Here is an 18,504-nt window from a genome sequence, read left to right as displayed (position 1 = left end):
GCGTCAGAGGACACTCCGGCCCCGCTGTCACGCTGACGCAGCGTGAGCGTGACACTGGTGTCACGGTTCCCTTGGGGGCGTGTCACGCCGCCCTGAGTATCGGCACGTTTGTCCGTTTTTTGACCCTCGAACCCCCTTCCAGGGGCTGTTCGAGGGCTCGGGCGTGACACATAAGAGTTCCTGCTCCGCACCCCGTCCGTTCGTCACGAGCGGTAGTCGGCGGCGCGGCGTGCGGCCGGCCGGCTCGGCGCCTCGGTCAGGATCCGGCGGGCACCGCGAGCTGGGTCTGCTGGGTCCCGGGTCCGGCGTTTTGCCTGATCGATGCGGAGCGCTGCCAGACCTGGGTCCACCTGGGTCCTGGGTCCGCCTGCGCGCATTCCGTCGGAGTGGTCCCGGCCCGCCAGGGTCCGGCGATACCGTGGTGAGACCCGCCCGTTCCGCGCCCTACGGAGCCCTCGATGAGCGAACAGCCGGCCCCCGCCGACACCGCCGCCCGGCAGCTGGAGCCCGCGGCCGCCGACGCGGTCCGCGCGTACGCGGCCAAGACCCGCGCCGACGCCGACCGGTTCGCCGCCGTCCTGGAGGACATCGCCACCAACGGCCTGCCCGACCCCGAGCAGTGCACCCCGTGGGAGGAGCTGCGCGAGGCCCACCTCGCCCGCCTTGCCCGCCAGCGGCCGGCCGTCGCCTGATGGCCCCGCAGCACGGCCCCCGCCGCCCCCGCCGCGCCCGGATCGCCTTCTCCGACTCCGCCGCCAAGCAGTTGGAGAACATCACCAGCGAGGCGGAGATCCACGCCCTGGACCGCGCCCTGGTCGTCGTCTCCGTCGACCCCGAGATCGGTGATCCGATCCCCGGCGACACCGCCGGCCCCCGGCTGCGCGAGTACGCCGACGAAGTCGAGCGCGTACGCCTCCTGTACTGGGTGACGGCCTTGAAGACCGTGGTCGTCGTCGCCTACCTCGAGGTCTGAGCCACCAAGGAGCCGAAGTGCCGACCGCCCTCCAGCAGCTCTCCGCCCACCGCGAACTCAGCGCCCTGCGCTCCGTGCTGGACTGTCCCCTGAAGGCGAGCGCCCTGCGAGAGGGCGCCGCGGTGGACTCCGGCACCGGCCCGGCCTGGCTCGTGTTCCTGTGCTCCGAACACTCCGGGCAGCTGCCCGGGGGGCCAGGCGTGCGCACGCACGACGACCGCGGGTCGATGCCGTGCGGCAGCGTCCTGGACTACCGGCTGGCGAAGCAGCTGCTCCAGTCACACGCCGACCTGTGGCTGACACCGCTGACCGGCGTCGACCCGGCCGCGTACGGCGGCGCGTGGTCCGAGGTCCTGGACCAGGCCGACCGTGCGCTGCTCGCCCGCGCGGAAGCCGGCGGCGAGGACTCACCGCTGCAGAGCATGCTGACGATGATGGGCATGGCCTGCCGGTCAGCTGCCGAAGGCGACCTTGAGCAGGCCGCTGTGGCGCTGGGCTACTGCGAGACGATCGCGCTCAGCCTGTAGCTGCGGGTCGGTGCGCAGCATTCGCACGACCTGTCGCCGTCGACCGCGCTTGATCCTTCCCGGCGCTATATGGCCGCCTGCGTCTCCTGCACGCCGTCCATCCTCGCGACCGGCGATCAAGGGCCTCCCGGATGGCCGACCGGCGGGCAGCCGGACCAGCGTTGCTGCCACAGATCCGTCAGAAGCACCCGCGCATCTCCAGTAGAGCCGCGACTGGCTCCCCAAGCAGGGGAGGCCGCCGAGTAGACGGGAGAGAGTGCGGTCAGTGGATTGCTGCTTTTCTATGCTGGTGCACACATTCACTCGTTGGGGGACTCCGTTGCCAGCGGGATACCGCACCGCCAGCAATCGTTCGCGTGGTCGTCCTGGCAGACGTAGCCGATGGCACCATCCACGCACCATTCGGCGGCCTCCTCGGAAAGCAGGTCGGGCCCGGCAAGGAGCAGCCGACGAAATTCCGTGGTGTCCGCGATGTCGGCGGGCCGGTTGGTGAACCACTCGTTAAACCAAGGCTTGTCCCGGTATATGCGCCAGTGCGCATTCTCCCGGTCGTCGACAGCCGTAAGGAACCGATCGACGATGCGTCCCCAACTCGGTGCTCCGAACCAGCCGTTGTCGGACGCGCAGAAGGATTCGATCAGGGTTCGCAGGCCGAACTCCTTCTCGCGAAGGCGGTACGTTCGCCCCCAAGCGATCGCGTCCTGTGCCATCTCCGCGAGTTCTTCGCGCGGATCAACCTCGTGCGCAGGGTCGTCAGGGTTGTGGCAGGCCAGCCCGAGCTCGAGCACGGACTGCCCGGTCGGTAGAACCCGGGACGGGTTGACGATCGCGAGACCGAGACTGATCCAGTCGACATGGTCGAACGACAGCATCGAGCGCACGAGTCGGGTGGTTGCCGTGTTGATCCGCATCATCGTGCCGTCGTGCAGCGGACTCTTCCCGGCATGCCAGTTCTCGACGGGTGTGTTGCGCCACACGGCGAGCGTGATGCGGGTGGCAGCGAGCCACAGCAGGGCGTCGTCGTCGAGGTGCCCGAACCGCTTGGCACACTCCTGGGCGCCGTAGGTGATCAACTCTCCCGGTTTCGGCCACCTGTGGCTGTCGGGCCCTTCAGGCTCTTCAGGCGCGTACTCGTAGTCGTCGGCGTATTCGTCGAGGATCGCGCTCAGCTCGGTTGCGCTGTAAGCCTCGCTGCACTCGGAGCCGTCCGGCCCCTCGACGGTGTACATGTCGTGGTCCCAGGAGACGTACACGTCGCCCCAGAGCACGACGTCATCGCACTCGCTGGCGTTGTCCGTCACAACCGGCCTGATGGTGATCGGGGCAGTACGCCCGTCGGTTCGCTCGCCGTCCTTCTCGGCGGCCCATGCGGTGATGACCCCGAGCGGCTTCGGAAGGAGAGGACCGACCTCGGTGATGCTGAACGGTTCGACGTCGTCATCGGTGTCGAACCGGCTGTTGACGAACGCGACTGCCTCGGAGGGCGTGCTGACGATGGACTGGCTACCACTCTCGTTGTCAACTACACGCCACAACGCGCTGTTCTTCACGGTGCTCTCCGATCGCGGTGAGTGCACCCGGGGCGGGTGCGATGCGCCGGGTCGCTCGGCACTGACTCAAATTATGGGCTGATCAACCCGTCCGTAGTCCCGCAGGCGCTTGTCGGCGACGACGCTCGGGACGTTCGTGTGCAACCTGCTTTTCGCTGCCGCAGCGACACAGCCGCCTCGCCCGGGAGAAGGAGGCCGGACATACCCGCGGGCAGGCATTCGTCGCCGCGGCCGCGGCCCTGCTGGACCAGGCGCGGCATGGTCGCCCCTGCCGCCGGCGGCAGCGTCCTGGCTCAGTTCGACAACATCCTCGCCACGGCCGCACCCGAGCTCGCCGGGCACGTCCAGGCCGTGGGCTTCGACGCGGACACCGGCTGCCTGGATGTCGCCCCCGACGCTCCCGCGTACACACAGCTGCGCTGGAAGGCACCGAAGCTGATCGCGGCGGCCAACGAGCGGGTGTCCGGCCCGAACGTCCGCTCCGTTCACGTCCTGGCGCCCGCGCCCGTCAAGGCCGGCCCCGCCCCGGCGGCCCCGCCCCGGCCCCGCAGCCGGCCGCGTCCGCCGCGCCGGTGGAGCACCGGACGCCGCCAGAGGGCTACCGCCGTGCGATCGAGGCGCACCGGCAGTCCGCCCGGCCGTCCCTGGCGGACCCGGGCATCACGGAGGCGGTCGAGCGGCAGACCGCCGCGATACGGGCGCCGTCCCGCCGGGCCTTTCCCGAGCCCGGCATCGTCGCGGACGACGCTCCGGCCCCGATCGAGCAGGTTCGCCGCCAGCGCCGCCGCCAGGCCGCGGCGACCGTGCCCCCGGCACCGGGGCAGGCGGCTGGTGAGGTGGCATGAGTCGACGTCGTAACGAGACGGGCACCGATACCGTGAGCAGCGACTTCCTGCGCTTCGGCGCTGCTCTTGCCCGCAGCGATGGCCGAGGCACGGGCCCGTTCGGCAGCGCTGTCAGCGTTCCGCGCAGACTGGCGGGCGTAGGCGGCGGAGAACTCGGCGTCGTGAGCGGGAGTTCTCCGCGGCGGTGGCGTCCTGTTCGGCCTGGTTGGCGGCGTTGCGTTCCTGCTCCAGCATGCCGACCGCAGCGTTCACGAGCTTCTGCGGCTTGACTACCTGGTGCTGAACGGTGGGCAGAGTGACCTCCGGATTGAGATGATGGGTGGATACCGCCGGACGAGAGCTGGCCCGCTGGCGCCTGCGACCGACACCATCTGCTGAGCAGGTGGCTGTAAGGGGGGGGACATGGAGCTTGAGCCGCTGATTGCGGCGCTCGGCAGCTCGACAGCCGTGGCCACACTGGTTCGGACACTCGTGCTTTGGATGCGGTCGCGGCACCCGAAGCACGTGGTCGTCAAGGATGGGGACGGCGAGGTGAGTTTCGATCTCTCGAACAGGCGCGAGGCCCTGCGGTACTTGCAGAAGCTCGCTGACTCTGACCGAGAGGGGCTGTAATCTCGTGACGACTGCGGCCCAGGTACAACCACGAAGAGTTTTCAACTACGACCAGCTCAGCGCAGCAATCGGTGGCGCCGGGTCGGGACTTGGCACGGCAGCGTTGGGCAACCACATGGACCCGAAAGGGTTCTGGCATGACGCATTCCTGTACGCCGCACCGGTCTTGGCCATCGCGGTCAGCGTCGTGGTGAACTGGGTGTGTGCCGCTGCCGAGCGTCGTGAGATAGCCCAAGGCATTAAGCGAGCCATGGCGACCGTGCAAGAGGAGCTAGACGACCCAACGACGAGTCTCACGCGCCGAGATGAGCTGAGAGCGGTTCTCAAGCAACTCCGAGACGAGAAGATCGCCCACCGACTCTGAGGCCCGGTCAGAACCGGCGCGTGCGCCGCGCCAGCCTGCGCGGGTCCATCTCCCCGTCGTCCTCGTCGTCGGACGGGGTGAGGCCGCCACCCTGGGCGGCCGGAGCGGCAGGGGGGACGAGGGCCTGAAGGGCCCTCGCGTCCGACTCCAGCTCCTCGGGAGTTGAGCCGTGCAGACGCCCGGCCAGTTCCTCGGGGAGGTCGTACTCCCGGGCCACGGACGAGACGAGGAGCGAGTGCTCCAGCTCTGCGTTCTTCGCCTTCACCTCGGCGAGGGCAGCCTCGAACTCCTTCGGGCTCTTGGCTCCTCGAGGAGCGCCGCGCGCCGGTGCCCGACGAGGAGCGGATGGAGGAGTTGAAGGCGGGACGGGAGGCCGCCCTCGCTGACGGGGCTCAGCTGGCGACGGCGGATCCGGAGGAGTCCGGTCGGATTGCCGCTGTCTACGCCGCCCGGCTGAAGGAGCTCAAGGAGACGTAGCCCAAGGCCCTGCTCGGCACGGGCAGGGGCCACAGGGGCGGGTGCGGCCGGCCGAGGCGAGCCGGCTGCACCCGCGCGGGCATCAGCGGCCGGGCGAGTGCGGCGATCTCGTCCAGCTCCTGGCGGTGCCGGGGCAACGCCCGGCGCAGGCCTTGGTGGAGCCGGAGGAAGGCTGCGGCCTCCTGCTCGGTGTAGGGGGGAGCCGTTCCGCTGCCAGGGCCCACGACGCCCGTCCGGCACTGCCGCTCTCGTGACGCAGTAGAGCCTGGCCGTCCCGGCGGATGACCGTGACGGCCGCGATCTGCGGGTGCTGCTCGGCGAGGGCGACGATGTCGGCGAGCGCGCGGAAGCAGGTGTCGTGCCCGGAGCGGCTGGTGAACCGGCCGGTGCCGCCGCGCTGCAGGGCACGGGCGTAGCGCAGCGCGGTCGCCAGCCGACTGTCGGCCTCGCGCACGGCCAGGACGACGAGCTCGACCGGATAGCCGCCGGCGGCGAAAGGCAGCGCGCTGGCCAGGAACTCCTCCACGCTGCCGGGGGCAGCCTCGATGAGAACGTCGCCGCGCCGGTCACGGACGTACTGCTCGGCCCAGGTGAACCAGGCCCGGTAGTCGGCGCGGATCGCCGCGCCGGCGCTGCGGGGGTCGTCGCGCAGCAGGGGGAAGTAGTCGGGGTGCTGGGCCTTGAAGTCGTCGCCGACCAGCCGGGTTGTTCCGGGCCGCATCGCGCGGCGGACCATCCGGGCGGCCAGCAGCTTGCCCGCCCCGGGCTGCCCCATGACGTAGACGGCGCGCGGATCGTCCCGGGTGACGATGCCGTTCAGGTAGGACGGGACGATCAGCTCGTCGAAGACCCACCGGTGCTCGGCGGTGGAGAGCCGGTGGTAGTCGACGCCCGGCGCGCGCCGTCGGGGCTGGGCGATGCGGCGGACCGGCTCGGCGAGCGCGGCGGCCCGCCTGGCGTCGCGTACGACGGCCAGGCGCTCGTCCTCACCCGGTACGTCGCGGTGCACGCGCACCTCGGCGCGGGCTATCTCGTGGTGGAACGCGGCCGTCTCCTGGGCCGTCCATGCGCGGGCGCGGCCGCGGGCGACCGCCTTGTCGGCGGCGGGCCGGCGACGCCACGCGCCGGCGACGAGCTCGTTGCTGTACAGCACCGTTGCGTCGCGGGTCACCACGGTGATGCGGTCGGCGAGCTGCTCGGCCTCGATGACCGCGAGCGTCGGGAGCATGTTCGTCGCGCAGGAGTCGTGGTTGGTCCACGACACGAACCGGCCGCCCGCCCCCTCGCAGGCCTCGGTGAGGAAACGGTCGAGGATGCCCAGCTGGCTCCACGCCTCCGGCGTCGCGAGCGCGACGACCTCGATCCGGTGCCGGGATCGGCGGTACGCCGCCGATGCCGCACGGAAGTCGTCGAGGTCGGCGAGGGCGGTCTCGACGACTGTGTCCAGGCTGTGGTCGCGGACGTACTCCTCGACGGCTGCCTGCCAGGAGCTGGTGTCCGGCCGGACCTTCGCGCCGGCGGTACGGACGTCGGCGGCCAACGCCGCAGCGTAGTGGCGGTGGGCGGCCTTGTAGAGGTCGCGGCCGATCCTCACAGCGCCACCGCGCTGCCTGAGGGCCGCCTGGACCAAGTCGGCGACCTTCGTCTTTCCAGCCCCCGGCTGGCCACCGACGAACACCACGACCGGACGGGCCTGGGGCACGGCGCTTGCAGCGGCTGCGGGCAGGATCACCCGCCGCAGGACGTCCCGGCTCTCGCGGGCCGAAAGTACGGCGCAGTCGTCCACGTCGTCCACAGGGCCTCCAGCGCCTCTAGGGGTCTAGATCGTCTTGGCAGACCATAGCCGCAATGAGCAATCCATGTGAAATTCGATGCTAAATCCAAGGAGTGATTGAGGTAGTATGCGGCATGGAGGTGAGCTCTGTGCCCACTGAGAACGAGCTGTTCAGCGCCGTCGACGCGCTGCTGGAAGAGGTCGCTCAGGACGATCTCCCGGCACCCGAGGAGCGCAAGCGACTGCGCGAGGCCGCCGGGCTGAGCCAGGAACAGATCGCCAAGGCTCTGAAGAGCCGGCGGGAGACCATCGGGAACTGGGAGTCGGGCGTCACCGAACCGCGGCCGCCGAAGCGTGCCGCGTACGCCCGGCTCCTGGAGGGCCTCGCCGCCCGCTTCCCCGCCCCGACTGCCGACGCGCCCGCCGCCCCGGCCCCGGCAGTCCCGGAGGCGTTCACCGGGCCGGCCCCGGAGCCGGTCCCGGCCCCCACGCCCGTCGCTGTCCCGCCGCCGCGCCCGAAGGCGGCGGCGAGCAGCACCACCCGGCCCGCTGCGTCGTCGCGGCGCCCGGGTGCGAAGAAGGCGGCCCCGGCCGGCACCCCGGCGGGCGGCACCGACCCGCGGTTCGAGAACGGACCGCTGGCGGTCGTTGACGTCGCGGACGGGCAGGTGCTGGCGTACTGCGTCGGCGGCCTGGTCCTGGACGTGCCCGCCAAGTCCCTGCCGTCCCTGGTCGACTGGACCCTCAAGGAGGCCAAGCTCGGGCAGCCGAAGCTGTCGGGTCCGGGAAGGCCGGCCGACCCGCTGCTCGTGCTCACCGAGGCCGCGCTGGAGCGCTACGGCCTGCCCACCCAGCTCTCGGAGGAGGAGAAGCACGCCGGGCGGATCCCGGAGGGCCACAAGGTCATCAAGCAGCTCACGCGCGCGGAGTGGAAGCTGACCAAGCGCGGGTTCGGGCCGTGGGCGCGGATCTACCGCCCGGCCCAGGGCTCGGAGCGGCAGTGCGTGCAGCTGTGCATTCCGTCGTGGAACGCGCTGGACGCCCGGTTCTGGGGCCCCGCCGGGCAGTTGCCGCCGGCGGAACTGGCCCGGGTCCTGGGCGTGTACGCGTCGCGGGTGATGACGCCGCGCGGATCGACCGCGGTCACCAGCCTGGAGCTGATGACCGCGCTGCACCCGCCGACCCACGCCGTGCGCGATGAGGAGACCGGCGTCCTGCGGCAGGCCGAGACCAAGACGCCCGGCTCACTGGGCAAGGACCCGATCGACCCGATGAACTGGCCGCCGTGCGAGGTCCCCGACGGGCACCCGGTCCTGAAGGACCTGCCCCGGTTCCACGTGCGGGGCCCGGGGGAGAAGCTGTTCGAGGAGGCGTACGACTGGGCGCGGCCGATGACCGACGCGGAGTGCACCCTTCGCCATCTGGTCGGCATCGACGTGAACATGGCGTTCGCCGCTGGGGCGAACGGTCTGACCGTCGGCCTGGGCGAGGCGACGCACGTCAAGCAGCCGGTGTTCGACCCGAAGCTGCCCGGCTCGTGGCTGGTCGACCTGTCCCACGTCGACCTGTCCCGCGTGAAGGTCGGCAAGGAGTGGGTGGAGCTGGACGGCGACCTGCTGCCGAGCCCGTTCACGCCGAAGGGCGACCGCCCGACGGGCCCGGCCTGGTACGCGACGCCCACCGTGGCGTACGCGGTGGAGCTGGGCTACGAGGTGCGCCCGCTCGAGGCGTGGGTCCGGTACGACAACGGCCGCTACCTGGACAGCTGGTACAACCGGCTGCGGGACGCCTTCCTCGCCACGATGGCCGACCTCGGCGTGCACACGGACATGGCGCCTGCCGACTTCCTCGCGGCGATGGACGGCTACAAGGACCGCGACCCGGAGCTGGGAATCGTCATCACGGCGGTCAAGGCCACGGTCAAGGGCGGCATCGGCAAGCTCCGCGAGCGGCCGCGCGGGGAGGGCTGGCGGCCGGGCGAGCCGTGGCGGGCGCTGTCCCGCCCGACGTGGCGGCCGGACATCCGGGCGGCCGTCATCTCCCGTACCCGGATCAACCTGCACCGCAAGATCGTCAAGCACGCGGCGTTCACCGGGCAGTACCCCATCGCGATCCTGTCCGACTGCGTCGTCTACGCCGCCGCCGGACCCTCGCCGCTGGACTTCCTGCCCTACCGGGACGGCAAGCCGCTGCCCGGCGGGTTCAAGCTCGGCATCAACCCCGGCCTGGTCAAGCACGAAGGCACCCAGTCCGTGCTGTGGGGCGAGGAGGTCCGCGAGCGGTTCGACGCGCCGGAACTCAACCTCGCCCGGTACATCAAGGACGGCACCGTCACCGACGCCGACAACGGAGAGTAGGAGTAGGCCACGATGAGCCTGTTCGGGGACGGCCTGGAGGCCGCGGTGCAGAAGGCGTTCACCCGCCCGGCGCCCAAGAGCGCGGGTGCGCAGATGCGGTACCTGGTCAGGCAGCTGAAGGGCACGAAGGCGGTCGCCCAGATGCTGCGGATCTCCCAGCGCACCGTCGAGCGGTACGTGAAGGACCAGATCAAGAAGCCCCGGCCGGACCTCGCCGCGCGTCTGGAGCGCGAGGTGAAGAAGCGGTGGCAGCCGCAGATCCGGGCCAAGGCCAGGGCGAAGGCCGCGAGCACGGGTGGCATCGTCATCGACACCCGCGCCCGCATGGGCTACACCGCGCCGATCGGGTCGACGGACCAAGACCGCATCCGGCACCTGACCGTCGCCCTGCCCCCGCAGTACGCCGCCCGCCTCTTCGACGCCCAGGAGCAGGGCGCCACCGATCAGCAGCTCCAGCAGATCGCCGCCGAAGCACTCAAGGAGGTGTACTTCCAGGACGGCGGCCGCCGCGCCGGCTCCCTGGAGGAGGTCCGCTTCACGGACATCGAGCACCTCGAGTTCGAGCTCTAGCAGCCGCACCCCGAACAGCCCGCGAGCCCGGACCGCAATGGTCCGGGCTCGCTCGCGTATCCGCGGGGGAGGCGGATGTTCATGCACGCGTGCCGTGTTCAACGCCGCTTCGCGTCGGCGGTTACGGTTCGCCGAAGCCGTGCTCGAAGCCCTTGAGGACGGGGTCCAGTTCCGCGGCCGCACCGCACAGCGAGCACAGCCGGACACCCGGCTGCTGCGCCACGTCCAGGGCCCGCTCCAGCGGCAGCACCGGCGCGGCCGGCGCCTCGTCGCAGTCGACGGCGTGCACGACACCGCCCCGGCCGGGACCGCGGCCGCCGGCCTTCGCCATCACCCAGCCCGACGGACGACTCGGCCCGAGGGCCTGCTCCACCAGCGACGGCTTCGGCAGGTACTCAGTGGGCACATGGTCGTACGAGACGCCGTCCACGGGCCGCACATGGTCCGGAGCGCGCACCCAGACCCGGTACTCGGCCGCCTCCACCGAGTCTCCGGGGCCGTTTCTGTACGCCGACAGGCCCACCTCGTACCTCCAGTCGTCGGGCACCTGGGCGCCGGGACCACAGGCGGGCGACGACCTCCTGGTCCCCGGGCAGCAGCACCCTGATGGGCACCGGCACCGGCGCCGGGTCGGGGGCGGAGGACGTCGTCATACCCCCACCGTACGGACGGACGCCGGGACTGTGACGACGCAGCACAGCTGGCAAATAGCAGAGCAGGTCGCTCCTGGCCCGAAGGATGCGTCGTTTCGTAGTTGGCAACGGTGCAGCAGGCTAGTTGGCAAGCCGTGGTCACCGACCGTGGTGGGTTACGCCAGCCGTCGCACCAGCAGCATGACCACGCATGACAGACACCGCGCAGGAGCTGACGCTGGACGGCCTGTGACAGGACCGGAGCTTGAACGAGGTCGCTGACGTGGCTGAGTAGTCCTTGGCGCAGGGTATTAGGAGGTGGCGCCGGTCAGGGCGAGGAACTCGCTGCGGGAGCGGGCGTCGGAGCGGAGCAGGCCGAGCAGGGTGGAGGTCATGGTGGTGGAGCCGGTGGCCTGGACGCCGCGCAGGGTCATGCAGCAGTGTTCGGCCTCGATGACCACGCCGACGCCTTTGGGGTCGAGGTGGGTCTGCAGCCAGTCGGCGATCTGCTTGGTCAGGCGTTCCTGGACCTGTGGCCGGCAGGCGAAGTGCTCGACGATGCGGGCGAGCTTGGACAGTCCCAGGATGCGGGTGCCGGGGAGGTAGCCGACGTGGGCGGTGCCGACGAAGGGCAGCAGGTGGTGCTCGCACACCGACCGGACGGGTATGCGGCGGGCCAGGACGAGTTCGTCGTAGCCCTCGTCGTTGGGGAAGGTGGTCAGGTCGAAGGGGCGGGGGCTGAAGAGTTCGGCGTACGCGCGTGCCATGCGGCCCGGCGTCCCGCGCAGGCTCTCGGAGGCGGTGGAGACGCCGAGGGCGTCGAGGAACCGGCCGGCCGCCGCTTCCGCGGCGCCCAGGTCGATGCCGGCGGGCTCGTGGACGACTCGCAGGGCGGGTCGGGCAGGAGCCTCGTCCTGCGCGGCGTCCGGGTGTATTCGGGCGGTGGCGTGGGGCGGGTGGTCGGTCATCTCAGTTTCCTCCGATGCCGAGGGCGGTGAGCAGGACGAGGACGAGGGTGGCCACGGCGAACAGGCCGTGGGCCAGGACGACTGCGACGGGGAAGTGACGTTCGGCGGGGACGGTCCCCTCGGTTCCCGGGGCGGTTGCGGCGGCCGGTGCTCCGGCGGCACGGTCGCGGTAGACCGGGATCCAGCGGGCCAGCATCACGAATCCGAGCAGGGCGACGGGCAGCAGCAGGCCGAAGGAGGTCCAGGCCAGAGCCCTCTTGTCGGCGACGACGTAGATGATCCACACCACCAGTCCGATCGCGGCCAGGGCGAAGTGGCCGAAGAGGGCGGGTGCGGGCAGGCGGGTGGTGCCGGACTGCTGCTGGCGGATCCCGCCGCGTTGGATCCAGGTACCGAGCATGTAGAAGCCGCCGAGGGCGGTGACCACCCAGGCGATCAGTGCGGCGATGTCCATGGGGAACTCCCGAATGACGTACGTCGAAAGCGGCCGGACGGCTCCGGCCGTGGTGCGGGTCGTGCGGTTTCAGGCGGTAGGGCGGGCGTTTCGCGCGCTGGTGCCGGGCGTGTATCCCTCGGCCTGGGTGTTCTCGTCGGCGACGCGGACGCCGTAGCGGTAGGCGAGCTTGCCGCCCAGGAATCCCGAGACCCCCAGGAGGACGATGCTGACCGCGGACAGGGCGAGCCTGCCCCAGCCGACGCTCCCCCCGCTGGTGTAGGTGCTGTAACGCCACAGGAAGTTGACGGCGTAGGCGGCTGTCACCAGCAGGTTCAGCGTCATGTGGACCAGCGCGGTGCGAAAGGCCGGGGTCCGGGCGGGGATCGCGAACAGGTCGAGGAAGCCGGCCATGGCCGCCAGCAGGGCGCCGAGCACCCCGACCGCGATCAGCCACTCCGAGCCCTGGTTCAAAAACCCCGGCCGGCGCACCAGGTGGGAGGCGATGTCGAAGACCAGGCTGGTCACCCAGGCGCCGATCGGCACCGTGACCAGGATGGGGTGGAACGGGTGGCCGTACGGGCCGGCGAGCGAGGCACTGACCGGACGCTTCGCCTGGAGCCGTGATGCATCAGCCATCGCGACCTCCTCCTCTAATTTCACCAACAAATCTTGGTCTTATTGACGATGGCCGTCAAGACGGGCAGGAAAACAGCTCAGCAGGAACACTTGTGCCTACGCGAATGGGGGTTACCGTGGTCTCGTGGCTTCCGATCAGACAGCTTCGGCCGACGCGGTCGGCAGCGCCATCGACTCCGTCAGCGTCCTGAGCGAGGACTCACGGCGGCGCATGTTCTCCTTCATCCGCCGTGCCGGCCACGCCGTCACCCGCGACGAGGCCGCCGCGAGCGTGGGGATATCGCGCAAGCTCGCCGCCTTCCACCTCGACAAGCTCGTCGACGCCGGCCTGCTGCGCGCCCGCTACGAGACGCCCGACGGGATCCGCAAGGTCGGCAGGCGGCCGAAGGTGTACGAGCCCACCGACGCCCAGATCACCGTCAGCATCCCCGACCGGCGCCACGAGCTGCTCGCGGAGCTTCTCCTGGATGCCGTGCTGACCGAGGAGGCCGACGAGAACGCCACGCAGGCGGCCATGCGGACCGCCGGGCAGCGCGGCCGGCAACTGGGCCAAGCCGCGCGGAAGGAGATCCGTCCCGGGCGTCTGGGCCCCGAGCGCGGGCTGACCGTCTGCGAGGGCCTGCTGGAGGGATACGGCTACGAACCCCTCCGGGAGGCACCCGACCGGCTGCGGCTGCGCAACTGCCCGTTCCATCCACTGGCCGCGAAGGCCCCTGACCTGGTGTGCGGCATGAACCAGGCGTTTCTCGGCGGCTACCTGGCCGGTCTGGAGGTGGGCGGCATCCGGGCCGTCCTGGCCCCCGAGCCCGGCGAATGCTGCGTACGACTGGGCCCGGACGATTCGGATCGTGATGACCAGATGCCCCAGGACCACTGACACGGCACGGGCCGCCCGCCCCCGCGGGCCACCGACGCGATGCGCCCCTGCCCGCGGCAGAGGGGCCGAAGGAGTACTTCGCCGATCCCCCGCGGGACACATACGTCACTGGTGCTCGACGACCGCTCGAGCTGGGGAAATGCCCGTTCCCGACGTTCCAGCCGGAGCATCACCATGATGATCAAGCACATCCTGAACTCTCCTGCCCCGTCCACGGCACCGATGGAACGGTCCGCTCCCGCCACCGCGCCGATGACGGCCGCCGCCGACATCGGGCTGCTGCTCATCCGGCTCACCTTCGGCCTGCTGATGGCCGGACACGGCGCGCAGAAAGTCTTCGGCCTCTTCGGGGGCCCGGGTCTGACGGCGACCGGCAAAGGGTTCGCGGCCCTGGGCTACCACCCGGGCAAGCTCTTCGCGGTGGTCGGCGGCCTGTCCGAGTTGCTCGGCGGCCTCGGCCTGGCCCTGGGGCTGCTGACGCCGCTGGCCGCTGCCGCACTGATCGGCGTCATGATCAACGCGATGGTCACGGTCACCGGCGGCCACGGCCTGTGGGAGACGAACGGCGGCGTGGAATACAGCGTGTGCATCGCCGTCGTCGCGCTGGCCGTCGCCGCCATCGGCCCGGGCCGGCTCGCCGCCGACCGCCCCTTCCGCTGGGGAAAGGGCGGCTGGAAAGAAGCGGCCTTCGCCCTCGCCCTGGGCGGCATCGCCGCAGCGATCACCCTCATCCTGTAGGACCACAGCGCCCACCCGCCTCGCTGAAGCCGCGTCCGGACTGCCACATGCCCACAGGCGCGTTGGTGAGCTCTGGGAGGCGGCGTGTATGCTCGGCGGTCGCGAAGGGGAGTAGCCCTGCAATACCGGTCGTCGACATACTGGAGCCCAGCGTCGGGATCCCGGTGACCGGGCCCGCATCGTGAAGATGCCGGGTGGGCGAGACCTTCGGCCCTTTGTCGACGACGTATGTCGTGTCGGCGGGGTCGAAGCTGCCGCCGTCCCCTTTCTTCGTGCGGTCGTCCTCGAAGCCCCCGCCGGTGCGGGAAGGCCTGGACGAACCTGTGATTCATTTTGTTCTGCTGATCGTCTGCGCGGTGGCGATCTACCTCTCCTGCGAGTGGTTCGTCAACGCCGTGGAATGGCTCGGCGAGCGCCTCAACGTGGGAAAGATGGCGGTCGGTACGATCCTGGCCGCCTTCGGCACCGCCCTGCCCGAGTCCGTCGTCACCCTGGTCGCGGTCACCACCGGTGCCACCGACGAGGCCAAGGACATCGGTGTGGGCGCCGCGATGGGCGGCCCCCTCGCGCTGGCCACCGTCGCCTACGGCGTGACCGGCGCGATGCTGCTGCTCAAGCGCCGGCGTGAGCGCCACGCTGTCCTGGCCACCACAGGAATGCCCTCTTCGGACCCGGTCTCCTACCCCGATGCCGACGATGCTCTGGGCACAAAGAAGGACATCAAGCGGCTGGCCAAGGACCAGAAGTGGTTCCTGCCGATCTTCATCGTGAAGGTGGCGCTCGGCCTGGTCGCCTTCGCGTTCAAGCCTGTGCTGGGTCTGCTGTTCTTCGCCGCGTACGCGGTGTACTTCTGGCGGGAGATCCGCGGCGGCCAGGACGAGGACGGTGACGAGGAAGAACTCGAACCGCTGAAGTTCCAGCCCAAGGCCGCCTCCCCGGCCACCTGGGCCGTCGTCGCCCAGACCCTGGTCACCCTGACGGTGATCTTCTTCGCCTCCCAGCTGTTCGTGAAGCAGCTGGACGCCATCGGCCCGATGATCGGCCTGTCCGCCTCCGTCACCGCTCTGCTGCTGTCCCCGATCGCCACCGAACTGCCGGAGATCATGAACGCGGTGATCTGGGTCCGCCAGGGCAAGACCAAACTCGCTCTGGCCAACATCTCCGGCGCCATGATGATCCAGGCCACCGTCCCCTCCGGCCTGGGCCTGCTGTTCACCAAGTGGCACTTCGACCACGCCCTGCTGTGGTCCGGGCTGATCACCATGGCCGCGATCGTCTACCTCCTGCTGACCATGCGCGCCCACAAGCTCACCCCCGCACGCCTGTCGGTCGCGGCCGGCTTCTATCTGCTCTTCGCCCTCGGCCTGATCCCCATCCTCAGCTGAGCGACGCCGGTGGGTGCCGGGCCTGACGGGCCGGGCCCGGCACCCACCAGCACTACCGGTTCCCCGCCGTGACCGGCGGGCGGGGAGAGAGCCTGTGATCGGCGCTGGACATCGAAGGGGCACAGAACTGATGGCAGGGCACGCGCGTCGCGGCGACACCACCGCGGCAGGCGGGAGCAGACGCCGCAAACCCAAGCGCAGGATCGGCCGCTGGATCGCCGTGGCCTTCTCGCTGCTGGTGCTGGCGACGGCGGCCGTGGGCGGCTGGGCGTATACGCACCTGAACGGCAACATCAAGGGCGCCGACGTCAGCGGTGCGCTGGGCGACAACCGGCCCAAGGCCGCCGCCGGCGGCCAGAACATCCTGGTCATCGGCTCCGACAGCCGCAAAGGACTCGGCGACGCCTACGGCAAGAACCTGACCACCATGCAGTCCGACACCCTGATGCTGCTGCACACCGGCGGCGACGGGAAATGGGCCACCGTCGTCTCCTTCCCCCGCGACTCCTGGGTGCGGATCCCCGCCTGCGACCGCGGCGACGGCTCGGCGTCCACCCCGCACCACTTCAAGATCAACGAGGCGTTCGCCGTCGGCGGCGCCACCGGCGACACCGCCAAGGCCGCCGCCTGCGCCATCAAGACGGTCGAGGCCAACACCCAGGTGCGTATCGACCACTTCCTGATCGTCGACTTCCGCGGCTTCACCGGCATGGTCGACGCCCTCGGCGGCGTCCGGGTCTGCCCCCAGCAGGCCATCCACGACAAGAAGGCCCACCTCGACCTGAAGGCCGGCTGCCAGATCGTCAAGGACGACAAGGCGCTCGGCTACGTCCGTGCCCGCTACAGCATCGGCGACGGCTCCGACATCGGCCGCATCGGCCGCCAGCAAGAATTCATGCAGTCCCTCGCCACGCGCGCGAAATCGAAGCTGTACAACCCGAGCGCCATGTACGGCTTCCTCAACTCCGCGACCAAGTCACTCACCACCGACCCCGACCTCGCCGGCATCAAACCCCTCTACAGCCTGGCCGACCGCGTCAAGGGCATCGCCACCGACCGGATCTCCTTTTTGACCGTCCCCAACTATCCGCGTGAACGCGACGTGCCCACCGACAAGGCCAACGTCACCTGGCAGCAGCCCGCCGCCCGGCAGCTGTTCACCGCCCTCAACCACGACCGCGAAACCACCAAGGCAGACCTGAAGAAGCTCACCGCCCAGCTGCCCGCCCCCGCGGGCACCGTGCACATCACCGTCCTCAACGGCACCACCACCCAGGGCGAAGCACTGAAGATCGCCGACCAACTGCGCGCCCTCGGTTTCCAGATCACCGCCACCGGCAACGCCCCTGAGCCGGTCGACACGACCACGCTCACCTACGGGCCCGGCCAGTCGGAGCAGGCCCGCGCACTCGCCGGCCACCTGCCCGGCCTGGCAGCCCTCCCGTCCACGCAGGCAGGAACGACCACCGTGACGCTGACCATCGGAGCCGACATGCCTGCCGTCACCGGCTGAGCCAGCACACCCGCCTGTACCGCATCCAAGGTCGAAAACCGGCGCCCTCCGAGCGGCCTCCCGTCGGGCGTCGGTCCCGGGGGCTGTCCGGTCGGTACGCCTGGAGAGTGAGACCCTGCCATGGACGGTCAAAACGGTGCCGGCGCGTCTGCGGACCCGCCGTCGAACGCCTTCAAGCCGGTACCGGGCTGCTGGGTGTGCACGATCATCGACACGGTCGCCCACGCGGCATGGCACGGGGACACCGGTCTTACGCTGCGGGACTGGCTCTCGGTGACCGCCAGCGGGATGCACCACCGGATACGGGACCACGGAGCCGGCCCGGAACCCGGGGCTCCACCCCACCACTGACCGGCTCCTGCCTGACACCCGCGCCGTCCGGCACGAAGCCTGCGATCCGCGTCCAGTGACCAGGCCGGATCCGCAGCAGGCGCAGCTGGTGGGAACAGGCGGAAGATCCCATTGCGGTGGAGGACAGCGCCACCACCCGCACCGCGGCCTCGGTCCGCAGCCTGCTGACGCTGGCGTCGACGACCGCGACCCGTCTCGCCGACGACGGCAGCAAAGAGAGCACACCGAGCGAACGGCTGCGCCTGGCGACATGACCTTGGTGCGGCCCGGTGAGCGGATCGGCGCCGACGGCCGGGTGCTGGTCCGGAGGAGCGATGTGGACCAGGCCGACGTGCTGCTACCGAAGAGCAGGGGCCCACGGCTGGGCGCGGGCGGTGCAGAGTGCGGCGGCGGATCCGGGGGGGCCGGAGCCGATGATGACGATGTCCCGTATCTCGCTCAGGCCGTCGCCTCCGGCGTGGCCGGGGCGATCTCGGCGATCAGGTTCTCGACCAGGGTCTTGATCTCGTCGCGGATGGGGCGGACGGCCTCGACGCCCTGGCCTGCCGGGTCGTCGAGCTTCCAGTCCAGGTAGCGCTTGCCGGGGAAAACGGGGCAGGTGTCGCCGCAGCCCATGGTGATGACGACGCCGGACTCCTTCACCGCGTCGACGGTGAGGATCTTCGGCGTCTCCTTGGAGATGTCGATGCCGACCTCGGCCATCGCGGCGACGGCGGCCGGGTTGACCTGCTCGCCCGGGTTGGAGCCGGCGGAGCGGACCTCGACGCGGTCACCGGCCAGGTGGGTCAGCCAGGCGGCGGCCATCTGGGAGCGGCCGGCGTTGTGGACGCAGACGAACAGGACGGACGGCTTCGTGCCGGGGCTCTCGGGCATGAGGGGCTCTCTCGTCTCGCGGCGGCTGCACGCCACCCATGACGTC

Annotated in this window: 22 protein-coding genes and 1 pseudogene; 14 read left to right on the top strand and 9 right to left on the bottom strand. The window is 70.5% G+C overall.

Annotated features, from left to right (window positions below; translation table 11 throughout):
- The first annotated feature begins 458 nt into the window (after positions 1 to 458).
- The 3 genes from ACZ4W9_RS29190 to ACZ4W9_RS29180 are packed head-to-tail and all read left to right on the top strand — an operon-like array spanning position 459 to position 1,500.
- Entirely contained in the window at positions 459 to 692 is a 234-nt protein-coding gene (locus ACZ4W9_RS29190) for a hypothetical protein (RefSeq protein ID WP_030655479.1), read from the top strand.
- Positions 692 to 973: a hypothetical protein gene (locus ACZ4W9_RS29185; protein ID WP_467940801.1), complete on the top strand. Its 282-nt coding sequence runs from the start codon at positions 692 to 694 to the stop codon at positions 971 to 973. The genes ACZ4W9_RS29190 and ACZ4W9_RS29185 overlap by 1 nt, the downstream gene beginning before the upstream one ends.
- A 17-nt stretch (positions 974 to 990) precedes the next feature.
- Positions 991 to 1,500, top strand: coding sequence for a hypothetical protein (locus ACZ4W9_RS29180; RefSeq protein WP_467940799.1), 510 nt, complete (start codon positions 991 to 993; stop codon positions 1,498 to 1,500).
- Between the two features lie 299 nt (positions 1,501 to 1,799).
- Here the strand turns inward: ACZ4W9_RS29180 and ACZ4W9_RS29175 are convergent, their stop codons facing one another.
- Positions 1,800 to 3,050, bottom strand: a complete 1,251-nt coding sequence (locus ACZ4W9_RS29175) for a hypothetical protein (protein WP_467940797.1) — start codon at positions 3,048 to 3,050, stop codon at positions 1,800 to 1,802.
- Between the two features lie 572 nt (positions 3,051 to 3,622).
- Between ACZ4W9_RS29175 and ACZ4W9_RS29170 the strand changes: the two genes are divergently transcribed.
- Positions 3,623 to 3,895, top strand: a complete 273-nt coding sequence (locus ACZ4W9_RS29170; protein WP_467940795.1) for a hypothetical protein — start codon at positions 3,623 to 3,625, stop codon at positions 3,893 to 3,895.
- Positions 3,896 to 4,006: 111 nt separating this feature from the next.
- On the opposite strand, the gene ACZ4W9_RS29165 is transcribed toward ACZ4W9_RS29170, so the two are convergent.
- The gene (locus ACZ4W9_RS29165) at positions 4,007 to 4,147 is read right to left on the bottom strand and encodes a hypothetical protein (protein ID WP_467940794.1); all 141 of its coding nucleotides are present in this window, start codon (positions 4,145 to 4,147) and stop codon (positions 4,007 to 4,009) included.
- A gap of 150 nt (positions 4,148 to 4,297) precedes the next feature.
- On the opposite strand from ACZ4W9_RS29165, the gene ACZ4W9_RS29160 reads away from it, so the two are divergent.
- Positions 4,298 to 4,507 (top strand): effector-associated constant component EACC1, encoded by a 210-nt coding sequence (locus tag ACZ4W9_RS29160; RefSeq protein ID WP_467940793.1) that lies wholly within the window; start codon positions 4,298 to 4,300, stop codon positions 4,505 to 4,507.
- A gap of 4 nt (positions 4,508 to 4,511) precedes the next feature.
- On the top strand, positions 4,512 to 4,871 hold the full coding sequence (locus tag ACZ4W9_RS29155; RefSeq protein WP_436961427.1) for a hypothetical protein: 360 nt from the start codon (positions 4,512 to 4,514) through the stop codon (positions 4,869 to 4,871).
- A gap of 7 nt (positions 4,872 to 4,878) precedes the next feature.
- Here ACZ4W9_RS29155 and ACZ4W9_RS29150 read toward each other — a convergent pair whose 3' ends face one another.
- Complete coding sequence (locus tag ACZ4W9_RS29150; protein ID WP_467940791.1) at positions 4,879 to 5,136, bottom strand: hypothetical protein; 258 nt, start codon at positions 5,134 to 5,136, stop codon at positions 4,879 to 4,881.
- Between the two features lie 62 nt (positions 5,137 to 5,198).
- Between ACZ4W9_RS29150 and ACZ4W9_RS29145 the strand changes: the two genes are divergently transcribed.
- Complete coding sequence (locus tag ACZ4W9_RS29145) at positions 5,199 to 5,348, top strand: hypothetical protein (protein WP_467940789.1); 150 nt, start codon at positions 5,199 to 5,201, stop codon at positions 5,346 to 5,348.
- A gap of 82 nt (positions 5,349 to 5,430) precedes the next feature.
- Here ACZ4W9_RS29145 and ACZ4W9_RS29140 read toward each other — a convergent pair whose 3' ends face one another.
- Complete coding sequence (locus ACZ4W9_RS29140) at positions 5,431 to 7,143, bottom strand: zeta toxin family protein (RefSeq protein ID WP_467940787.1); 1,713 nt, start codon at positions 7,141 to 7,143, stop codon at positions 5,431 to 5,433.
- A gap of 128 nt (positions 7,144 to 7,271) precedes the next feature.
- Between ACZ4W9_RS29140 and tap the strand changes: the two genes are divergently transcribed.
- Together tap and tpg are read left to right on the top strand one after the other, a co-directional pair.
- Positions 7,272 to 9,479 (top strand): telomere-associated protein Tap, encoded by a 2,208-nt coding sequence (tap, locus tag ACZ4W9_RS29135; protein WP_467940785.1) that lies wholly within the window; start codon positions 7,272 to 7,274, stop codon positions 9,477 to 9,479.
- A gap of 12 nt (positions 9,480 to 9,491) precedes the next feature.
- Positions 9,492 to 10,049 carry a telomere-protecting terminal protein Tpg gene (gene tpg, locus ACZ4W9_RS29130; RefSeq protein WP_467940783.1) on the top strand — a complete coding sequence of 186 codons (558 nt, stop codon included), beginning with the start codon at positions 9,492 to 9,494 and terminating at the stop codon, positions 10,047 to 10,049.
- Between the two features lie 121 nt (positions 10,050 to 10,170).
- On the opposite strand, the pseudogene ACZ4W9_RS29125 reads toward tpg, so the two are convergent.
- The 4 genes and pseudogenes from ACZ4W9_RS29125 to ACZ4W9_RS29110 form a co-directional block, all read right to left on the bottom strand.
- Positions 10,171 to 10,702 (bottom strand): annotated as a pseudogene (locus tag ACZ4W9_RS29125) (DUF6233 domain-containing protein).
- A 290-nt stretch (positions 10,703 to 10,992) separates the two neighbouring features.
- Complete coding sequence (gene folE / locus ACZ4W9_RS29120; protein ID WP_467940781.1) at positions 10,993 to 11,649, bottom strand: GTP cyclohydrolase I FolE; 657 nt, start codon at positions 11,647 to 11,649, stop codon at positions 10,993 to 10,995.
- A gap of 1 nt (position 11,650) precedes the next feature.
- A complete protein-coding gene (locus ACZ4W9_RS29115; protein WP_467940780.1) occupies positions 11,651 to 12,103 on the bottom strand; it encodes a hypothetical protein in 453 nt (150 codons plus the stop codon).
- Between the two features lie 69 nt (positions 12,104 to 12,172).
- Entirely contained in the window at positions 12,173 to 12,721 is a 549-nt protein-coding gene (locus ACZ4W9_RS29110) for a DUF2231 domain-containing protein (RefSeq protein ID WP_467940778.1), read from the bottom strand.
- Positions 12,722 to 12,845: 124 nt separating this feature from the next.
- Between ACZ4W9_RS29110 and ACZ4W9_RS29105 the strand changes: the two genes are divergently transcribed.
- The 5 genes from ACZ4W9_RS29105 to ACZ4W9_RS29085 all read left to right on the top strand — a co-directional run bounded on the left by ACZ4W9_RS29105 (position 12,846) and on the right by ACZ4W9_RS29085 (position 17,839).
- On the top strand, positions 12,846 to 13,598 hold the full coding sequence (locus ACZ4W9_RS29105) for a helix-turn-helix transcriptional regulator (RefSeq protein WP_467940776.1): 753 nt from the start codon (positions 12,846 to 12,848) through the stop codon (positions 13,596 to 13,598).
- Between the two features lie 252 nt (positions 13,599 to 13,850).
- The gene (locus tag ACZ4W9_RS29100) at positions 13,851 to 14,336 is read left to right on the top strand and encodes a DoxX family protein (RefSeq protein WP_467940891.1); all 486 of its coding nucleotides are present in this window, start codon (positions 13,851 to 13,853) and stop codon (positions 14,334 to 14,336) included.
- 323 nt (positions 14,337 to 14,659) lie between these two features.
- The gene (locus tag ACZ4W9_RS29095) at positions 14,660 to 15,721 is read left to right on the top strand and encodes a sodium:calcium antiporter (RefSeq protein WP_467940774.1); all 1,062 of its coding nucleotides are present in this window, start codon (positions 14,660 to 14,662) and stop codon (positions 15,719 to 15,721) included.
- Positions 15,722 to 15,851: 130 nt separating this feature from the next.
- Entirely contained in the window at positions 15,852 to 17,234 is a 1,383-nt protein-coding gene (locus tag ACZ4W9_RS29090) for an LCP family protein (RefSeq protein ID WP_467940772.1), read from the top strand.
- A 467-nt stretch (positions 17,235 to 17,701) separates the two neighbouring features.
- Positions 17,702 to 17,839, top strand: a complete 138-nt coding sequence (locus tag ACZ4W9_RS29085; protein ID WP_467940770.1) for a hypothetical protein — start codon at positions 17,702 to 17,704, stop codon at positions 17,837 to 17,839.
- A gap of 184 nt (positions 17,840 to 18,023) precedes the next feature.
- On the opposite strand, the gene ACZ4W9_RS29080 is transcribed toward ACZ4W9_RS29085, so the two are convergent.
- Positions 18,024 to 18,458: an arsenate reductase ArsC gene (locus ACZ4W9_RS29080; protein WP_467940768.1), complete on the bottom strand. Its 435-nt coding sequence runs from the start codon at positions 18,456 to 18,458 to the stop codon at positions 18,024 to 18,026.
- Between the last annotated feature and the right edge of the window lie 46 nt (positions 18,459 to 18,504).

It is taken from the genome of Streptomyces sp. NPDC029296 (assembly GCF_055569255.1).
This window is presented reverse-complemented; position numbering and strand designations above follow the sequence as displayed.